19 protein-coding genes are annotated in these 18,802 nt (G+C 49.4%); 7 read left to right on the top strand and 12 right to left on the bottom strand.

Going from position 1 to position 18,802, the window contains the following annotated elements; genetic code table 11:
* Nucleotides 1-34: 34 nt before the first annotated feature.
* Complete coding sequence (yfkAB, locus tag ACLIN2_RS11835) at nt 35-1,150, top strand: radical SAM/CxCxxxxC motif protein YfkAB (protein ID WP_411504120.1); 1,116 nt, start codon at nt 35-37, stop codon at nt 1,148-1,150.
* A gap of 31 nt (nt 1,151-1,181) precedes the next feature.
* Complete coding sequence (locus ACLIN2_RS11830) at nt 1,182-1,442, top strand: small, acid-soluble spore protein, alpha/beta type (RefSeq protein ID WP_411504119.1); 261 nt, start codon at nt 1,182-1,184, stop codon at nt 1,440-1,442.
* Nucleotides 1,443-1,520: 78 nt separating this feature from the next.
* On the opposite strand, the gene ACLIN2_RS11825 is transcribed toward ACLIN2_RS11830, so the two are convergent.
* From ACLIN2_RS11825 to ACLIN2_RS11815, 3 genes are all read right to left on the bottom strand, one after another.
* Nucleotides 1,521-1,709 carry a hypothetical protein gene (locus ACLIN2_RS11825; RefSeq protein ID WP_092267990.1) on the bottom strand — a complete coding sequence of 63 codons (189 nt, stop codon included), beginning with the start codon at nt 1,707-1,709 and terminating at the stop codon, nt 1,521-1,523.
* Nucleotides 1,710-1,846: 137 nt separating this feature from the next.
* Complete coding sequence (locus ACLIN2_RS11820; RefSeq protein WP_092267989.1) at nt 1,847-2,224, bottom strand: LysM peptidoglycan-binding domain-containing protein; 378 nt, start codon at nt 2,222-2,224, stop codon at nt 1,847-1,849.
* 197 nt (nt 2,225-2,421) lie between these two features.
* On the bottom strand, nt 2,422-3,954 hold the full coding sequence (locus ACLIN2_RS11815) for a fumarate hydratase (RefSeq protein ID WP_411504118.1): 1,533 nt from the start codon (nt 3,952-3,954) through the stop codon (nt 2,422-2,424).
* Nucleotides 3,955-4,133: 179 nt separating this feature from the next.
* On the opposite strand from ACLIN2_RS11815, the gene ACLIN2_RS11810 reads away from it, so the two are divergent.
* The 3 genes from ACLIN2_RS11810 to ACLIN2_RS11800 all read left to right on the top strand — a co-directional run bounded on the left by ACLIN2_RS11810 (nt 4,134) and on the right by ACLIN2_RS11800 (nt 7,666).
* On the top strand, nt 4,134-6,062 hold the full coding sequence (locus ACLIN2_RS11810; protein ID WP_411504117.1) for a beta-propeller domain-containing protein: 1,929 nt from the start codon (nt 4,134-4,136) through the stop codon (nt 6,060-6,062).
* Between the two features lie 80 nt (nt 6,063-6,142).
* Entirely contained in the window at nt 6,143-6,832 is a 690-nt protein-coding gene (locus ACLIN2_RS11805) for a tetratricopeptide repeat protein (protein WP_092267986.1), read from the top strand.
* A gap of 207 nt (nt 6,833-7,039) precedes the next feature.
* Nucleotides 7,040-7,666 (top strand): peptidylprolyl isomerase, encoded by a 627-nt coding sequence (locus ACLIN2_RS11800; RefSeq protein ID WP_411504116.1) that lies wholly within the window; start codon nt 7,040-7,042, stop codon nt 7,664-7,666.
* A 62-nt stretch (nt 7,667-7,728) separates the two neighbouring features.
* Here ACLIN2_RS11800 and ACLIN2_RS11795 read toward each other — a convergent pair whose 3' ends face one another.
* The 9 genes from ACLIN2_RS11795 to ACLIN2_RS11755 all read right to left on the bottom strand — a co-directional run bounded on the left by ACLIN2_RS11795 (nt 7,729) and on the right by ACLIN2_RS11755 (nt 17,022).
* Nucleotides 7,729-8,418 carry an MBL fold metallo-hydrolase gene (locus tag ACLIN2_RS11795; protein WP_327929972.1) on the bottom strand — a complete coding sequence of 230 codons (690 nt, stop codon included), beginning with the start codon at nt 8,416-8,418 and terminating at the stop codon, nt 7,729-7,731.
* Nucleotides 8,419-8,502: 84 nt separating this feature from the next.
* Entirely contained in the window at nt 8,503-9,294 is a 792-nt protein-coding gene (locus ACLIN2_RS11790; protein WP_310234969.1) for an ABC transporter ATP-binding protein, read from the bottom strand.
* Nucleotides 9,295-9,524: 230 nt separating this feature from the next.
* A complete protein-coding gene (locus ACLIN2_RS11785) occupies nt 9,525-9,962 on the bottom strand; it encodes a hypothetical protein (RefSeq protein ID WP_092267982.1) in 438 nt (145 codons plus the stop codon).
* A complete protein-coding gene (locus ACLIN2_RS11780; RefSeq protein WP_327929970.1) occupies nt 9,959-10,786 on the bottom strand; it encodes a DUF3100 domain-containing protein in 828 nt (275 codons plus the stop codon). Before ACLIN2_RS11780 ends, ACLIN2_RS11785 begins: the two co-directional genes overlap by 4 nt.
* Nucleotides 10,787-10,814: 28 nt before the next feature.
* Nucleotides 10,815-11,990: an amidohydrolase gene (locus ACLIN2_RS11775; RefSeq protein ID WP_183192848.1), complete on the bottom strand. Its 1,176-nt coding sequence runs from the start codon at nt 11,988-11,990 to the stop codon at nt 10,815-10,817.
* Nucleotides 11,991-12,327: 337 nt separating this feature from the next.
* Nucleotides 12,328-12,777, bottom strand: coding sequence for a hypothetical protein (locus ACLIN2_RS11770; RefSeq protein WP_411504115.1), 450 nt, complete (start codon nt 12,775-12,777; stop codon nt 12,328-12,330).
* A 127-nt stretch (nt 12,778-12,904) separates the two neighbouring features.
* Nucleotides 12,905-14,437 carry an amino acid permease gene (locus tag ACLIN2_RS11765; protein WP_400582170.1) on the bottom strand — a complete coding sequence of 511 codons (1,533 nt, stop codon included), beginning with the start codon at nt 14,435-14,437 and terminating at the stop codon, nt 12,905-12,907.
* Nucleotides 14,438-14,454: 17 nt separating this feature from the next.
* On the bottom strand, nt 14,455-14,592 hold the full coding sequence (locus tag ACLIN2_RS11760; protein WP_170184315.1) for a hypothetical protein: 138 nt from the start codon (nt 14,590-14,592) through the stop codon (nt 14,455-14,457).
* 162 nt (nt 14,593-14,754) lie between these two features.
* The gene (locus tag ACLIN2_RS11755; protein WP_400582171.1) at nt 14,755-17,022 is read right to left on the bottom strand and encodes a bifunctional diguanylate cyclase/phosphodiesterase; all 2,268 of its coding nucleotides are present in this window, start codon (nt 17,020-17,022) and stop codon (nt 14,755-14,757) included.
* Nucleotides 17,023-17,376: 354 nt separating this feature from the next.
* Between ACLIN2_RS11755 and uvsE the strand changes: the two genes are divergently transcribed.
* Together uvsE and ACLIN2_RS11745 are read left to right on the top strand one after the other, a co-directional pair.
* Complete coding sequence (gene uvsE / locus ACLIN2_RS11750; RefSeq protein WP_411504114.1) at nt 17,377-18,309, top strand: UV DNA damage repair endonuclease UvsE; 933 nt, start codon at nt 17,377-17,379, stop codon at nt 18,307-18,309.
* A gap of 315 nt (nt 18,310-18,624) precedes the next feature.
* Entirely contained in the window at nt 18,625-18,795 is a 171-nt protein-coding gene (locus tag ACLIN2_RS11745) for a hypothetical protein (protein ID WP_327929964.1), read from the top strand.
* The last annotated feature ends 7 nt before the right edge of the window (nt 18,796-18,802 follow it).

The raw sequence follows: 18,802 nt of genomic DNA, 5'->3' as shown, positions 1-18,802 counted from the left end.
TTGAATGTACGCAGAATGAAGGAGGTTTCAACAATTGATCCGCATGGTTCCAACTACACCACTTACACCAAGGCAAGATCCATGGGAGCCGCTGTTCAATGCGACACCACCCAATTACAAATTGACCAGCGTCGAATTTACTGTAACGAATCTGTGCAATCTCCGCTGTGAGCATTGTGCTGTTGGTGATACATTGCGTTACAAAGACGATCCTGCTCTCCCCGTCGACCTCATCCTTCGTCGATTGGATGAAGCCAGCGATTTGCTCACTCTCAGTATAACAGGCGGAGAACCGATGTACAGTGAACGTACGGTCAAAGAGGTCATCCTGCCCATCCTGAAGTACGCGACAAAACGCGGCTTGCGAACGCAAATCAACTCCAACATGACGATGCCCTTTTCTCGTTACGAGCTGATCCTGCCCTACATAGATGTCATGCATATTTCATGGAACTGGTCTACGCCAGAAGAATTCCATGATATTGTTTACGCAAAAGCGAGACAGTCGGTTTCATCCAACCAGGCAGAAGCCCTCTTTACAGGTATCATGGAGAGCTCGAAAAAGCTGGCGGAAGCTGGTGTCTTTGTCTCAGCGGAGACGATGCTGAACCATCGCACTTGGCCGAAGCTTGCGAAGCTTCATGAGCAAATCCAGCAGATGGGCGCTCGCCGTCACGAGGTTCACCCTATGTATGCGAGTGATTTCGCCCGTGAGCTGGATGTCCTTTCCCTGGATGAATTGCGGGCCGCCGTTCATCAGATGCTCGATATTCGCAACGAGGATTTGTGGATGCTCTTTGGCACTCTGCCCTTTTTCGCATGCAGCTCCCTAGAAGAGGATCGGCAGCTGATCAAGCGCCTGCGGGAAGCCCCCAATGTGACGACGCGCAACGACCCAGACGGACGTAACCGCTTGAACATCAACATTTTTACAGGCGATGTCATCGTTACGGACTTTGGTGATGTGGAACCGCTTGGCAATATTTCGAGCGACCGCCTCCAGACCATGTTTGATAAATGGCAAGACCATGCGCTAAACCAAAAAATCAACTGCTTCTGTCCAATCGCCAGCTGTGCGGGTCCGAACTTGCTCGTTGCCAATACCTACTATCCCGAAACAAACTTTACAGAACGCAAGGCTTTGGTCTAAACGGGCAACCTAAGGGTAGAGGTGATTGTACATGAGCAGACGCAGACGCCCTCTAGTCGCGAACTCCCAATCCGGTCTGGACGCCTTGAAAGCACGAATTGCTCAGGTAGCCGACCCGAATGCGGCCAAATATGAAGTCGCCCGTGAGCTGGATGTCCCGTTGCAAAAAGGATATAACGGGCAGCTTAGCTCCCATGATGCGGGCCGGATTGGGGGAAGATTGGGTGGCGGCATGGTGAAAGAAATGGTCAAAATGGGCATGCAAGCGATGCAGAAGAATCAGCACCCTTAAGGCTTGGTCCGTTTTTCTGATGAATACGACGAAAGAACCCCTGCATTTTTTGGCAGCGGGGTTCTTTACGTGACTCGTTTAGCGAAGTCGATCCAGCTTTTTGGCACTAGGCTTACGTGGTCCAAGCATCGTCTTGCTGATCGAGTTCACCTTGTGGAAGGAATCAAAGACGTTATCCAGCACTTCCACCAGTTCACGAATCTGCACCACTTTTCCATAGACGCCCATGAAGTGGTGTTTCACCGTTTTCCCGTTCAGTCCAAACATGGCCGCACCTCCTCTTGGTCCTCTCCTATCACCCTATGCAGAAACCCGTATAAGGGAAATCGTGAATTCAGAAAAAAATAAAGGACACACAAAATGCCCGAAGGCAGCTTTCGGGCATTTTCCGTACGAAGCTATCATTATGTCCTTGGACGAGGGGTCGGGGTTGTAGTCGGGCGTGGACGAGGTGGTGGTGCCGGTGGACGCTCCAGATTGGTTACTCGATTTTCCACACGTGTCATTCTCGTTTCCAGCCGATCTACGCGATCATTCAGCTTGGTGTAGTCATCGCGCAATGCATCTACTCGATACTCTACACGCGTCAAACGGCGGTCGAAATCACTCATGGGCGGCGGGGTTGGGGCAGGCGTCGCAGCTGTTGGGATGTAGATTGTCTGTCCGACGTAAATGTAATAAGGATATGCGATATTATTTACGCGGATCAATTCTTGTACAGGTACCCCAAAGCGGGCAGCGATGCTGTTGAGTGTATCACCCGCACGGACTACATAGTTCACTCGCGATCACTCCTTCTCGGTATCCTTTCGCTATTAACCTATGCCCGCCCGCAAACGCCGAACCTAAACCAATACCCATTTTTCAGAAGAATGGTCAAATACCCAGTATATATGCCGTGCCATTTTCACCTTGCACAGGCGCGCATACGAAAAAAGCCTCCAGCAACCACACAGGTGCCAGAGGCTTTCCAATCTTCTTATTTAAATACCGGTGCAGCAAATTGCGCCAATTTTTCAAAGGAAGTCTTCTCTACGTCTGCGTGCAAGCTGTTGCCATGCGAATCCATCGTAACGATCGCAGCAAAGCCCTTCACACGCAGATGCCACATGGCTTCTGGAATACCGAATTCCATAAAGTCTACACCTTCTACTTTTTCCAAGCATTCTGCGTAGTACTGTGCGGCTCCACCGATTGCATTGAGGTAAACAGCTCCATGCTCACCCAGTGCTTTCAGTGTTTTTGCACCCATACCGCCTTTTCCGATAACGGCACGGATACCAAACTTTTTAATGATGTCGCCTTGATATGGCTCCTCGCGAATGGAGGTAGTCGGACCAGCAGCTTTTACATGCCACTGGCCTGCTTCGTCTTTCAGCATAACCGGACCACAGTGGTAGATGATGCCACCGTTCAGGTCAACAGGGCAATCATTTTCCATCAAGTAGCTGTGCAGCGCATCGCGACCTGTATGCATTTCGCCGTTGATGATTACCACGTCGCCCACTTTCAGGCTACGGATTTGCTCTTCGGAAATAGGAGCTTGCAGGACAACCTCTCTGCGCTCTTCTTTCTCTTCAGCTGCTGCCACTGAAGACAGGTCCATTTTTACTTCTTCGTCTTTGTACAGGTAACGGAGAATTTCGCCTGTTTCCGCGTTCAGGCGTACGCCTTGGCGACGGAATGCCCAGCAGTTGTATGCTACCGATACGAAGAAGCTTGCTGGCAGACGGTTTTCTACCCCTACTTTACAGCCAAGCAAGGTAGCGTTTCCACCAAAGCCCATAGTACCGATACCCAGCTGGTTTGCGGTTTCCATGATGTAGCTTTCCAGCTCAGCCAGTTCCGGAATCGGGTTCACATCATCCACTTTGCGGAACAGCTGGTGTTTTGCCAGAGCATAGCCGGATGTGCGGTCGCCACCGATCCCTACGCCAATGAAGCCTGCAGAGCAGCCTTGACCTTGGGCTTGGTATACCGCATGCAGAATGCATTTACGAATGCCATCCAGGTTGCGGCCTACTTTGCCGAGACCTTCGAGCTCACAAGGCAGGGAGTATTGAATGTTTTTGTTCTCACAGCCGCCGCCTTTGAGGATCAGCTTGATCTCAATTTCATCTTCTTCCCATTGCTCGAAGTGAATGACAGGAGTACCAGGTCCGAGGTTGTCCCCTGTGTTTGCTCCCGTCAAGGAATCTACGGAGTTGGAACGCAGCTTCCCTGTTTTGGTCGCCTCCGCGATCATTTCCTTGATAGCCTTTTTGATAATCAGCTGGTTCACGCCAACCGGTGTTTTCACTTCAAATGTCGGCATGCCAGTATCCTGACAGATTGGAGAAACGTTTTCTTCAGCCATGACTACGTTTTGTGCAATTGTCGACAAAGAAAGCGCTGCGCGAGTGCCCAAATCTTCTTGCACTTTTGCGGCATTGACCGCACGACGTACGTCCGGTGGCAGGTTTGTGGACGTATCCGTGATCAGCTCCAGGATGCTTTGCTTCAACTTTTCCATCTATGACGCCCCTTTTGACGAAGTGGTGTGATTGGTATCATAAACCGCCTATTATTATAGCACACGCTATCTCCCCTGTCCGTAGATTGTGCGGGAAGAAGTGTGAAACATTTGCTGAAGCTCTTCGTCTTATAGACAGTGAACTACAGAGAAACAAAAAAACGAATAGGGGGAATACGATGAAAAAAAGCTGGCGCGCTCTGCTCGTCGCTGCAAGCTTTACGCTGGCGATCATCCCGTTGTTCGGGGGAAATGGCGCGATGGGAGAAGAAGCACCACCCCATCCCAAGGAAGGCCTCCCCGTTGTCGGATCCTACACTCAGCTGAAAAAGCTGTTGGAGACTCAATGGCAAAACCAAAACACCATCGTTTACGCACCTGTCATGGAGTCAGCCGCGGTCTCTGCCGCTCCGCAAGCAAAGACAAGGGAGGCTTCCCTTAATTATTCGACGACCAACACGCAGGTGCAAGGAGTAGACGAAGCGGACATCGTCAAAACAGACGGTTCTCACATCTATCAAGCGACTGCCCAGGAAGTGCGAATCATCCAGGCGTACCCGGCCACCCGTATGAAAATCAGCAGCCGCATCACCTACGACAACGGACTCTTTCATCCTGTAGAACTGTATGTAGATGGCGATCAGCTGATCGTTATCGGTCAAAATAGGGAGTCCGTCAACCAGCCGGCTCCTTTCGTTTCCAAACGAAGACTTCCTACCTATCACGAAAAGCAAACGGTCAAAGCCATGATTTACGACATCCGTGACAAGTCCCACCCACAATTGACCCGTCAGGTGGAGGTAGAAGGCCAATACCTCACTTCTCGTAAAATTGGTCCGAACCTATACGTAACGGCCAATCAGTATGTAAACACGTACGAGATCTTCGAGGGCAAAGAGGAGTTTCCCGGCCCTCTCTATCGGGACAGTGCCCAGAGTGATCAGTATCAAACGGTTCCCTATTCGGACATCCGCTACTTCCCTGAAAACGTTCAGCCCGACTATTTAATGGTAGCTGGTGTCAATCTGGATCGCCCGCAGCAAAAAATGTCCTTGCACACGTATCTGGGTGCTGGGGAAAATGTGTATGCTTCCACAGATCGTCTGTATGTAGCCGTCACAGAGTATGAAGCCCCCTCGAAAAATGCACAGACAGCTCAGTTCATGCCGGTACCGCTGAAGTCCGATACTACCGTCTATCGCTTTGGAATGGCAGACGGTTTGCTAACATACTCAGGAAAAGGAACCGTTCCTGGCCGTATTCTCAACCAGTTTTCCCTCGACGAGCACGACGGGTATCTGCGCATCGCAACGACTACCGGGGACATGTGGCGTACGGATGAAAACACGTCCAAAAACAATCTGTACGTGCTTGACCAGAAGCTGCAGACCTATGGGAAGCTGGAAGGCATCGCCCCCGGCGAGCGCATTTTTTCCGTTCGTTTCATGGGAAACCGCGCTTACATGGTCACCTTTAAAAAGGTAGATCCTCTGTTTGTCATCGATCTGGCGAAGCCGTCTTCTCCATCTATCCTTGGTGCTCTGAAAATTCCTGGATACAGTGATTACTTGCATCCGTATGATGAAAATCATATCATCGGCTTCGGGAAGGACGCGGAATCGGACAAGGATATGGCTTTCTATCAGGGGATGAAGATCGCGCTCTTCGATGTGACCGACGTCAAACATCCAAAAGAGCAGTACAAGACCGTCATCGGCGACCGCGGGACAGATTCTGAGCTTTTGACGAACCACAAAGCTCTCCTCTTTTCCAAGGAAAAAGAGCTGCTCGCCTTCCCTGTGACCGTCATGGAATGGACTGCTGAGCAGAAGGCGCAAAACGACATCCACGCATATGGACAATTTGCCTTCCAAGGAGCGTATGTCTACCAATTGAATCTGAAATCTGGCTTTACGCTCCAAAGTAAGATTACCCATCTGTCTGATGAAGAAATGAAAAAATCAGGCGACGGCTGGTACAACAGCCAGAACAATATCAATCGGATTCTCACCATCAACGACACGCTCTACACGGTCTCTGAAGGGAAAGTGATGGCCCAGGATCTATCTGGCAAACGCCAGCTCGCTACTCTTCCTCTGACGAAATAAAGGCAACTCTCTGTCATGCTGACAGGTTCTGTGCTAAGATGGATGAGTAGAAGCAGCTGGGAAGAGAGGGTGTCAACTCCGTGGATTATTTGAATCTGAATCTGACATCAACTTTGGCGGGGGTTGCGGTCGTGCTCGTGGTCATGTTTATCCGACTGCATTGGCCTTTCCGCTTTCAATATATGGCCAATCTGAACAAGCGGCGCGCAAATGTCAGGCTCCGCTGGCTGGATGCCTCGTACCGAAAAAATCGTTCGCGCGCAGTCGCTATGCTGGATAAATCCACCCATGAAATCATGACGGGCAATTACGAACTAGCGGAAAAGTTCATCGTACAGGGAATTCATGTTTGCAAAGATCAGCCCTCCCTGTTCAACCAAGCCATGATTCACTATTTGTTCTACAACCTGGCCATCGTCTACTATTCCTCCGGTCGCTACAGCGAAGCGCTGGAAGTCGCTTTTCGCATCTATCAGCGCGATCAAGGCATGACAGATTCGCTGGCGCTCATCGCTTGTTCGCACGCTCGTCTGGGAGAAGTCGAAAGTGCGTGGGAAGCCTATCAGCTGATCGCTTCCAAACGCTCTGGCCGTGAATGGAGACTATTTTGTCTGGCTGAGATCGAAGCAGCAAAAGGAAATTACGAACGCGCCCTCACCCACCTGCGTCAATTAATGGGCAAATCTTCATCCAGTTTTCTGCATTTGAACCGTACTGAGCTGGAGAAACGTTTGGAAGAATGGCAAAAAGCATCCACGCAAGCAGGATAGCAAATAGAAGTCAATTGGAATCACAAGCCGCACAATCGTTTTGGCTGTGCGGTTTTTCCTTTGTTTGGAGGCGAATTTTTGCTGCGTCAATGCGCTCCCATAAGTTCCTAGCAAATGTGGAATTCTTGTAAGAAGGGGTTACATATTTCTCCCGTATGTACACCCTATACTGTTTGGCAGATAAGCACGAAAGAGAGGGTCAACTCTATGAAAAAGTTCGATGTATCCATTCTCACTGTATCCGTATTAATCCTCGGCCTCGCTGTCATCGGCGTGTCTCAAGCAAAAGGTACTGGGACAGCTTCTTCCGATCCAGTGGTAGCCAAGATTGGTGATACCACGATTACTCAAAATCAAGTATATGATTCCATCAAGCTCAAATCGGGTCCGAACGCCATGACACAGCTGGTAGCTGCTGAGCTTTACCGACTCGAAGGAAAAGCCCAAGGCGTTACCGTGACTGATGAGGAACTGGACAAAGTCATTAACCCGATTAAGGAAAAGCTGGGCTCGGCAGATAAATTCCAGGAGTACCTGGACGGAAAAGGCGCGACGGAAGCCGAGTTCCGTGAGAAGACGCGCTTGATCATCCTGCGGGACAAGCTGCTCGAGAAAGCCTTCCCTGTCACCGAGGACCAAATCAAGGCCTACTATGAGAAAAATAAGGACAAGTATGAAAAGCAAACACTGGAACAAGCTCGTCCTGACATTACCGAAAAAGTAAAAGATAAAAACAGAAGAGCCAACATCGACAAATGGCTGGAAGATCTGCACAAGAAATACAACGTCGAAATCCTCGATCCGGCTCTTGTAGAGCAAGAGAAGAAAAAATAAGCACCCACAATAAAAAGACTTGTGTCGGCGAGAAGTGTCAGCCGTCCAAGTCTTTTTGCTTGCTATCCGCGAACGATCGTCAGGATCTCTTGTATAAAAGGGACGATATTCCCTTTCAAAATCGGTCCGTGTCCTGTCGCCAATATTTCGATGGGCCAATCCAGCAAAATTTCCAGACCTTCCGCATACTCAACAGCGCGCTCCGGCTCTTTTGCCTTCCACATCTGAATATATTGCTTATACGCCTCGCGAACGTCGGGCAGATCCCCTTCCACGCTGCCAAGCTCCGCATCCGGAAAACAAAGGTGATCGCCTGTAAAGCAGACCTTCGATTGCGGGTCGAATAAGGCGACAGATCCTTCTGTGTGATAGGACAATTGTCGAAAACGAAGCGATGGAAGATCTCCCCCAGAACCGGTAAACGTATGGCCGAACATCGTTTGGGAAAAATCGTCCAGCTCGTAGTAATCATCCAGATGAATCCAGTTGATCCGGGATGGAAACAAGTCGGCATTGCCGATATGATCAGGGTGGCGATGGGTAAAGTATACATACTCTATTTTTTCTGCCGATGCCCCGATATCCTCAAGCGATTTTTGAAAAAAGGCCCGATGCTTCCGCAATTGGGAATCAATCAACACAAACGCGTCACCCTGTTTGATCACATAGCTATTGATGTAGCTTTTCCATGCTTCTTCATAGGTGATGATCGCCCAGGTGGAGTCTGCGATCGGTGCAACCACATTGGTCATGCCTCCATCTCTCCTCTCCTCCCAGATTCAGTTCCTTACACCTATTATACACAATCATAAGCTCTCGTGCTTTCGCCAATAAACTTAGCGAACGATCGCCTCTTCGCCGAGACTGATCCAGGAACGTCCCTGCGAACGGTGGATATTTACGCTCACGCCGAAAAAGCGTGACAGCTCGTCCGTTGTCAGAACCTGGTCGTTCTCACCTGCCTGATACACTTTGCCATCCTTTAGGAGCAGGGTGTGGGTAAAGCAAGGCAAAATTTCCTCGATATGATGGGTGACGTACACCAGTGCTGGTCCGCCCGGTTGTTTTGCGATCTGCTCGATCATGGCGAGCAGCTGCTCTCGAGACAGCAAATCGAGTCCTGTACATGGCTCGTCCAAAATCAACAGACGAGGCTTGGCCATGAGTGCACGGGCGATCAGCACTTTTTGCCGCTCCCCTTGGGAGAGAGCGCCGTATGGCCGATTCTTCAAATGCACACAGCGAAACATCTCGAGGAGCTCCTGTGCCTGCTGCTTGTCCTCCTCTGTTGGAGCTGTGTACAGGCCAATCGTCGCTTCCCTGCCGCTCAGAATCACGCGAAAGGCCGTCTCATGCTCGTGAAGCTGTGACATCAGCGACGTGCTCACCCACCCGATTGATTTGCGAACCTCCCGCAGGTCAACGGTTCCGTAGAGATTGTCCAGAACACTGACTTCCCCTTTTGTCGGCCATGTGTATCCACTGATAATTTTCAGTAGACTCGTCTTTCCGGAACCGTTTAACCCTACCAGACACCAGTGCTCCCCTTCACTGACCTGCCAGTTAATCTGGTCCAGGATAGTCGTCTCATCGCGCTGCCAGCTGACATTTTTCACATCGATAATCATGATTTCTCCACTCCTGTCTCTCTCTATGTGTCCCGTAATGTTCTGATTATTACGAGTATAACCGTCATTTCCTGATCGATCAATTCATTTTGTACCACGAGAGAGCTTGAATTCGACAAGCTTCTGCTTCAAACAGTAATGGTCCTGACTTGATTGATTGCACGTAAACACGGAATAAAGAAAACCTCCGTGCATAAACGCACATGGAGGCTTTCTGGTCATTCCTGCAATTAGAACTTCCCTTGGATCTTAAAGATAATTTCTGCAAAGAGGGTGGCGAAAAGGAATGTTCCCGTGAACACTACCAGGGAAACGACTACAATTCTCCAGCTGAGCTGTTTGAACAAGTGAATATCTTTCCCCAGAGACAGCCCTGCGTAGGCAAGGATCGGTGTCGCAAGCGCCAGCAGATTGATTTTACCGATAGCAGCTGCGGTGAATGCATTCCCCGGGAAGAAGGGAGACGTTGCAATCATCGCGAACAAGGAAATCCAAACGATGACCGGCGACTTGAAGGGCAGGATTTTCGTGAAGCCCATCCCGATCACTGTAATGAGTGCCAGCAACAGAATACCTGGCAGCGATTCCATCGGCGGCACCTGATAGCCAATCCAGTTACCTATGAGTGCAATTACGCCAATGAGTAAGATCGTCAGTATTTGATTCATGCGCTTTTTTGCCCCCCTACGTTGCTGTTTTTACTCTTGCGTCCGATGATTGGCTCGAGCCGTTCATACAGGCGCTGGGTGAGTGGGAGTGAAACAAAAATACATACGTACGTACCGATGATGCTCATCATCAGATTGGCAGCGCCGGAATAGAAAGCAATGTCCTTGGCCGCGTCTGGAAAAATAACCGCCAGAGAGCCTGTCGCTGCTGCCATCATACTACCGGAACCAACAGCTGCTCCCATCGCGAGTGAGATCGGATGGAACAACCCGCTGCTTCCTAGCAAGCTGGCCAGAATGGACATGTAGATCGCACCGAACAGCGTACCGCAGATGTAGACCCCGAGCGCACCACGGGCTTCTGCAGAATTCGCGCCGAACTTTTCAACCACGATTGCGAGATTCGGTTCACGGTCGAGCGAGTAGGTTGCCCCGATCGCTTCCCGTTTCAAACCGAGCCACAGGGCAATCGGCAGCCCCAGGGCAATTGTTCCGACGATATGACCTACTTCTTGGAACAAAAGCGATACGCCAGAGCCCATCAGCTTCGGCAGCTCAGGACCGATATTTGCCCCCAGTTTGCAAATAAAAAGGAAGAAAGAAAGTCCCAAAATATTTGCTGCCACATTCATTTCGTTTTCTTTGAGCCATTTGAATTTCGGCCAGCTGATAAAGCCCCCGAGAACCAGTGCATAGAGCATCGGGAACAGAGCGATCACGCCAATTCCGATGTTGATTTTTTTCGTACCGATAAACTCGGTGAGAGCTACCAGTACGAGTACAATGAAGTGCAGCTTGAATACATTAACGCGTTGCTCCGTCATGATGTACCCCCCAGTACGATCTTTGTTGTTATTTCATTACCACTTTCTCAGCTGCACGAAGGAATAGCTCTACTCCTCGAGCGAGGCAATCTTCATCGAAGTCAAAGCGCGGATGATGATGGGGATAAGTGAATCCCTTTTCCGGGTTGCCCGCTCCCAATTGAATGAAGCAGCCTGGTGCTTTTTCCAAATAGGCTGAAAAATCTTCTCCCGGCATAAGCGGGTCAATATAGATGATTTCTTCTTCGCCCCAGCCCTCACGGATGGTCTCTTCCATCAGCTTCGTGACGGCAGCGTCATTGATGACGGACGAATAGCCCAATGAGTAGCGGAACTCGTAGGAAGCTCCATGCGCATCCGTTACCCCTTTGACGATTCGTTCGATCCACATCGGAATGTTCTTGCGGATTTCTGCGTCAAAGCAGCGCGTAGATCCGGTTAACGTCAAAGTATCCGGAATAATGTTGTAAGCGGTCCCTGCATTCAGCATCGTTACGGAGATGACCACCTTCTCCAAGGCACTCACATGACGGGAAACAATTTGCTGCAAATGGTTGATGACTTGCGCCCCGATCACGATAGGATCTACGGTCATTTCCGGTTGGGAGGAGTGCCCGCCCACTCCTTTGATCGTGATATCGAAGCGGTCTGTGGATGAGGTCAACGCCCCATAGAGAACACCGAATTTTCCCACAGGCATGTAAGACGCCAAATGGATACCGATGATGGAATCCAAGCCGTCGGCAGCGCCTGCCTTGACGATCTCCGCAGCTCCACCTGGCGGCAGCTCCTCTGCATGCTGGAAAAAGAATCGAACCTCACCCTTGATCTGTTCCTTGTATTGAGACAAAATCTTGGCCGTCCCTAAAAGCATAGCGGTATGGCCGTCATGGCCACATGCATGCATCACACCCGCTTCGGAGGAAGCATATGGCACTTGATTTTCTTCCTGAATCGGCAAAGCATCGATATCGGCGCGAATTCCAAGTACAGGACCAGGCTGTGCACCGATAAGACGTGCCACAACACTCGTAGCAGTGGGACGACTAATCTCCAGATTTCCAAAGGACGATAATGTTTCGTAAATATACTGAGATGTTTTATTTTCCTGAAAAGAGAGCTCAGGGTTTTGATGCAGATAGCGGCGCCATGCGACGACTTGATCCGCGACTTCCGCTGCCAATGACTCTGCATTCCAATTCAAGGTCAACCACTCCTTTTTGTCGATCATTCACAATAGTTAAGTATAATTAAAAATAATAACCTTTTGTGAATATACCATGATTACATAGAAATGACAAATGTCCTTTTTAGGTGGACACCATTTTTAGTGAGCCTCCTATTCTTTCCGATTAATTAGATAGTTTAGTCAATTTAGCTGAACATGTCCACGCTAAACAAACATTATGAATGATAAAATAAATTTAACTGAAGTTTTTACTAAACTAAACACTCGTGAAACCCCATTCAAGATCTGAGCACAAAAAAAACCAGCCAATTATATTTTCCTTCTCTGGAAGAGGCTGGTTCTCGATTTGATTTCATTGATTGACTGCCACGATGACAAACTTCTTTTCTTTTTCCCTCAGCCAAAGCTCTCCGTTTCCCACCATGACTCCCTGATAATTGACAAACGTATTCTTTACATCCTGCTGTATGAGTGCCTGCTTCACTTTCTCCGTCATAATCTGGTCATGCTCGGCAAGAAATTGCTTCTCTGTCGCAATCAATCGACTCTGTCCATCCTTGTTCACGCGAAGCGGATATTGCACATGGTTCGCGATAGCAGCCTTATTCCCTTTTGCCACCCAGACCTGGAGCTTTCTATAGAAAGCCTCAAATGCTTGCGGATTCGTGATGCCGGCTACCTCATATCGATTCGCCGTCTCCTGTGCAGCCACGACGAAGACTCCCCACTTCCCCCAAGCTGGTCCATACAACAGCCCAGATACGATGCCCATCACCAATAGTGCTCTCCTTGCTTTTTGCATTCACTTGCTCCTTTTTTTGCGATAGTCTATTTCTTTTAATAGGTTCCCCGCTTCTCGCTCCTCTCTATACAAAAAAGCACTCTACCGGATCGCCCCGACAAAGTGCTGGATCGTTTATCGCGCTTGATTAGGAGTCGCGAAACTTGGCTTCCTGACTTTTTATTTCTTCCTCCGACTTGCTCAGAGCTGCTTGTGGACCAGGGAAGTGATTCTTGTAATAGGCCAAATCCATGATCAACAGCACGACAAACATGGCGATCAAGGCGTAGCCAGCCGTCTGGTTAGGGGGAATCACCATCATGATCGAGATGAAAATGATCCATAGCAAGCTGAGCACATTGATCGTTTTACTCCAATTCCCCAAATTCCATGGGCCATAATGCTTGCGCTGGAATACTCCTTTCGCCTCAGCACGCAGCTTGAGATAGAGCGGAATGCCGTACGCTACGTACAGGCCGACAACACTTACTGCCGTCAAAAAGGCTAACGTCGTATACGTCGCCTCCGGATTGACTCTTTTGACAATGTAGTCAAACAAGGCAAGGGCAAAAGACAAAATGATAACCAGCCAGATGGCTTTCGCTGGCGTTCTGTATTTCGTGGAGATTTCAGCCCAATGACGGCTCCAGGGCATCCCTTTGTCGCGGGAAAATGCGTAGAGCATCCGCGAAAACGATGTGATCGATGCCAAGCCGCAGAACCACATCGCAAAGGTCACCAGCCACAACACCACCGAACCGAAAGTACCGCCTAATGCTTCGCTGATGACGTAGATGAACGCATTAGGCGCTTCACTAGCCGCCGCCGCATTTTTGATGGACAGGGTAACGAAGGCGAGCATGATAAAACCGAAGATAAAAGAAAAGGCCACCGATGTAAAAATGCCCCACGCCGCACGAACTCGCGGATTAATCGTCTCTTCGATGGTGTGCGCAGATGCATCATATCCGGTAAACGTCCACTGCGCCTGCAAAAGTCCAATCAGAAAAGCAAGGGCGTAGGGCTTGTCAGAAAACGTCTGCCCCACCTGGAACAAATAGTCGAGCGGCTGCAGCTCATGACGCGAAAAGAAAACTAAGCTGCCGACGAGGATGACTACCACGCCGATGTGATACCAAGCGGAAAAATCGTTCAGGCGCGCTACCAGACGAATCCCGATGTGATTGAAGGCACCGTGGAGCAAAAGGGTAATCCCGAAAAGAATCAGCGTGGTTGTTTCTGTCGAGGTATAGCCAAATGCGCTTGCCAAGAGCGGATCGGCAAACAACGAAAAGGAATAGTCAATCCCGGCTACAATCCCGATTTGTCCGATGAGGTTGATCCAAGCCGTGTACCAGCCCCATCTTTTACTCCCCAGGATCGCCGCCCAGTGATACAGTGCCCCAGCTGTCGGAATCGCTGATGCAAGCTCCGACATCGAGGCTGCAATCAAGATAACGAAGAGTGCGACGATCGTCCAACCAAAGCCCATCATCCCGGAACCACCGTATAGCAAACCGTGTCCGTACAAAGAAACAGCGCCAGTCAAAATGGAAATGATGGAAAAGGAAATGGCGAAATTGGAGAATCCCCCCATATCCCGCAAAAGCTCCTGCGCGTACCCAAACTTATTTAAGTCTCTTTTGTCTTCTAACAACTGATCTTCTCTTTCGTGCTGCATTCCGTCCCCTCCTTTGCTCATGAATTGTTCTTCGATCCGATAAAGCTTTCGTGCTCTTCCTCGTCAAAACGACGCACGCTTTCGTTTGCCCGATACCCGATCGCCACTGCTACTCCAATCGTCACGACAACCAACAAGATCCCCAACCCGAGCATTGCATCTCCTCCCTTCCTCTTAGATGAGGCAAATGGCATGTCAGCAAGATTAGTACATTGTACGTTTGAAAAGAGCAGCTATACCAGTTTCTGGATCTCTCTGAAGGAGCTGATCTACACAAAAAAACGCAGGATCTTTTCCTGCGTTCTACCATAGTAGCCTTATGAAATTTTTTGCTTTCGCTTCTGCATATAGGTAGTGATTTCATCCTGAGGAAGCGGCTTACTGAACAGGTACCCCTGCACCTCTTCACATAGATGCTCCTGCAAAAATGCGAGCTCATCGTCTGTTTCGACGCCTTCCGCAATGACTCGCAGCTCCAGATTGTGCGCCATGGCAATGATCGTGGAGACAATCGCTCTGTTGCTGGGACTTTGCTTCATGTCCCTGACAAACGAACGATCAATTTTCAGGCGGTTTAAGGGAAATTCCTTCAAATAGGACAAAGAGCTATAGCCCGTCCCAAAATCATCGATGGCGATATGTACACCCAGCTGCTTCAGCTCAGCCAGCGTGCTGCTCGCCCGGTGTACGTCGATCATGGTGCTCTCCGTGATTTCCAGCTCCAGATAGTGAGGCGCGAGCCCCGTTTGCTCCAGTATATCCGCAACCAACTGGGTAAAGTCTTTTTTCAAAAACTGGCGTGCTGACAAATTCACTGCCATGCGAATGGGAGGTAGGCCTTGGCTTTGCCATTCCATGTTTTGCTTGCACGCCGTCTGCAGAACCCACTCACCAATTGGCACAATCAAGCCGGTCTCTTCTGCAACAGCGATGAACTGGTCGGGTGACACTAGCCCTCGCTCCGGATGATTCCAGCGCAGCAATGCCTCCATGCCTACGATGTCCCCATTGCTGACACTGATCTGCGGCTGATAGTACAAATCCAGCTCGCCCAATGCCAATGCCCGATTTAATTCATTTTGAATGAACATTTTATCGCTGGTTATTTGCTGCAGATCGGGGGCGTACATGTGATAGCTGTTTTTTCCCCGCTCCTTGGCAGAGTACATGGCCGTATCCGCCGTTTTCATCAACCCGTGGCGGTCATCCCCGTCCAGTGGGTAGCGAGATATTCCAATGCTCGTGGTAATGTACAGCTCATGACCATTGATGAGGAAGGACTGCTCGATGGTCCGATTCAAGGAATCCGCTACCTGTGCAACCGTTTCCTCTGGAACATCTGCCAGTATTACCATAAATTCATCCCCACCCAGCCTGCTCACAACGCCTCTTTGCCCGATACAGTTGCTCAGGCGCATAGCTGCTTCCTTTAACAAAAGATCGCCATAATCGTGTCCGAGGGAATCGTTAACGAGCTTGAAGCGATCCAGATCGAGAAACATCACGTACACGCTATATCCACCTTGGCGTGCCTCTTCAATCATGACATCCAGCTTTTCTTCCACGTATCTGCGGTTCGGCAGACCAGTAAGTGCGTCATGAAAAGCCAAATAATTGATTTTTGCCTCTGCCTGCTTTTGATTCGAAACATCGCGTGCAATGATAAAGACGCCAGCAACGGCATCGTCTACAAAAACAGGAACATTGGTTAAATTCAAATGAACTTGCTTTTTATTGGTCGTCATACAAACTTCGTAGTTATTGGAGTTTCCCCTTACAGCTTCCTCGAAAAACTTCGTTACCTGCTCTGCATCCTGCGTACTGCACAGAGCCCTTAACGAATCCAGCGGCAGCCGCTCTGCTCCTGTCAAATCCTTCGCTGCCGGATTTAAAACGTTTTCTTTTCCATCGATGGAATAAAACATGACGCCGTCGTAATTATGCTCAAACAAGGATTTGTATCGCTGGTCGCTTACCATGACACGCAGTGTATTTCGGGCAAAGAGCTTGTCCATGTATATGGAGAACAGCGTCACTCCGAGAATAAACAGGGTGACGACCCCAACTGCATAAGCAATCAGCCTCATATCAGCTGCCATGAACTCTGCCTGATGGCCTGACAGGTGGTCCCCTCCTACGAAAGTCGTTGCGTACATTCCTGTATAATGCATGAAGGCAACAGCAGCGCCCATGAGCAGTCCAGCAGCCAGCTTGAGTCCGACTCCTTTAGCATCCGACGCATAACGCAAGCGAAACGTCAACAGAAGTGCAACTACGGAGACGACGATCGCCACCAGGATCGACAGTCCGAAAAAGAACCAGTTATACTCGATGACTGCATCCATTTTCATGGCAGCCATTCCCGTATAGTGCATGGAAGCGATCCCCACTCCCATAAAAAGAGCACCGATGACAAGCCTTTTTCTCGTCATGGTTTTGGTATTGATCACCCATAAAGCGATCCCGGAAGCAACCATGGCAAAAAGGATCGACAAAATAACGATCGCCACATCGTACTGAACCTCAACCGGCAGATGGAGTGCTAGCATGGCGACAAAATGCATGGCCCAAATGCCGAACCCCATAGAGATTGCTCCGGCGCAGAGCCAGAAAATCCGTCCCTTTTTTTGAGAGTCATGGATGCGCGTACTCAAACTCAATGCCGTGTAAGACGCCATTACCGCAAGGAGATAAGAAAAAATGACGAGGGCAAAATTATAAGAATAACTGAGCGTGTTCATTAAACTCCCCTTTTTTGTTCGGAGTCAAGCTCGGACGCGGTATGGTAATATTCCCCTATCTTATCCGTTTTGTTTTCAACTGACAAGAACTCAGTCGGCTGGTGTGACTGGTTTTGTTGGGAACTTTTCAGCCCGCTAAATCTCGGTTTGCACGGGGATACTACAGCGTAGACACGCCGTATAAAGGGAGGGAGTTCCTTGATTCGTTTGGGTTATGCCTGCATCAGTGTAAAAACGAAAAACAACCCGAACAAGAAAACGACTGTCGCCCAGCTGAACAAGCTTGAACCACAAGCACGCCTAAAGAAATTGAGACATATCCTGCAGACCAACTTTTTCAATTTGATGGATTTACTTGCCTACAATGTGGATAACCATATTTTTTTGTATCGCTTGCCCTCGGAATTTGTCCCATTAGCTACCCATGCAGTAGCCGAAAGTTGGGACTGGGCAAAGGAATTCGCCTGGGATTTTCAAAAAGCAGGCGAGTTTATCCGCAGCAACGGCATTCGTATGACAGCTCATCCCGGTCATTTCAGCATATTAAACAGTGACAAGCCATCCGTAGTTGCGTCCACGATCAAAGATTTTCAATACCACGCCCGTGTATTTGATCTGCTGGGATTGGATGACAACTCCGTTCTGGTTACACATGTTGGCGGCATCATCGATGATAAGGCCTCGGCTCTTGAACGATTCGCAGCCCATTTCGAACAGCTCCCGGAGGAAGTAAAAAAACGGCTTGTGGTCGAAAACGACGACTCTTCCTTTTCCATGGTCGATGTACTCACGCTATGCGAACGACTTGGCATTCCGATGGTTTTTGATTACCACCATCACAAATGCCTCAACGACGGAGAGAATTGGGTCGATTATGTGCCGCGCATCATTCAGACGTGGGGAACGCGAACGCCGAAAATGCATATGTCCTCGCCGAAATCAGAAAAAGACTTTCGTGCCCACGCGGACAACATCGACCCAGATCAATTTATCGAATTTATTTCTCCGCTCGCCCATTACCATGTGGATATTATCTTGGAATGCAAAAACAAGGATGACGCCCTCTTCACACTGCGTCGCGAATTACAAAAGCGCAAAATGGACGTTGAAGCGACGGCTTCTCTTTCCTGAATCACATAACAAAACAGACGCCACTGTCCAAGCGGCGTCTGTTGCACTTTCTAATCGGAACAACCACAACCACAGCCGCATCCAGAAGATGATCCTCTATGGCCATGGGAGGAAGAACCTCTGCCTGCTGAGCTGCTTCCCCGATGATCCCATGTCTGGCATCGATCGTGGTAATGCTTCATCCTGCGCTGGTGGTGTTTATAATGCTTGCGATATTCACTGTACTTGCGGCGGTTCTCGCGGTGTTGCTCGCATTTGTGATGATAGTATTGCATCCGATCCATATGGAACTGGAATTTGAACAGATACAGCTCAATGTCTACACCGCCATGCGCTTGCGGCGGACGATTGTTAGGAGATCCCCAGTTCGGCGGCATATTGTTGGCAGAGGAATTCGGTGGTCTCCTGTTTGGCAGCGGCATCCGATTTGGCGAGGAATTTGGTCTTCTGTGCGGCATGTTAGGAGAAACGTTCGGCGGCCGGTGATTTGGCA

Source organism: Brevibacillus centrosporus, assembly GCF_046622605.1.
GTDB lineage: Bacteria > Bacillota > Bacilli > Brevibacillales > Brevibacillaceae > Brevibacillus > Brevibacillus centrosporus.
The sequence above is the reverse complement of the archived record's forward strand: the minus strand, read 5'-3'. Positions and strand labels throughout refer to the sequence as shown.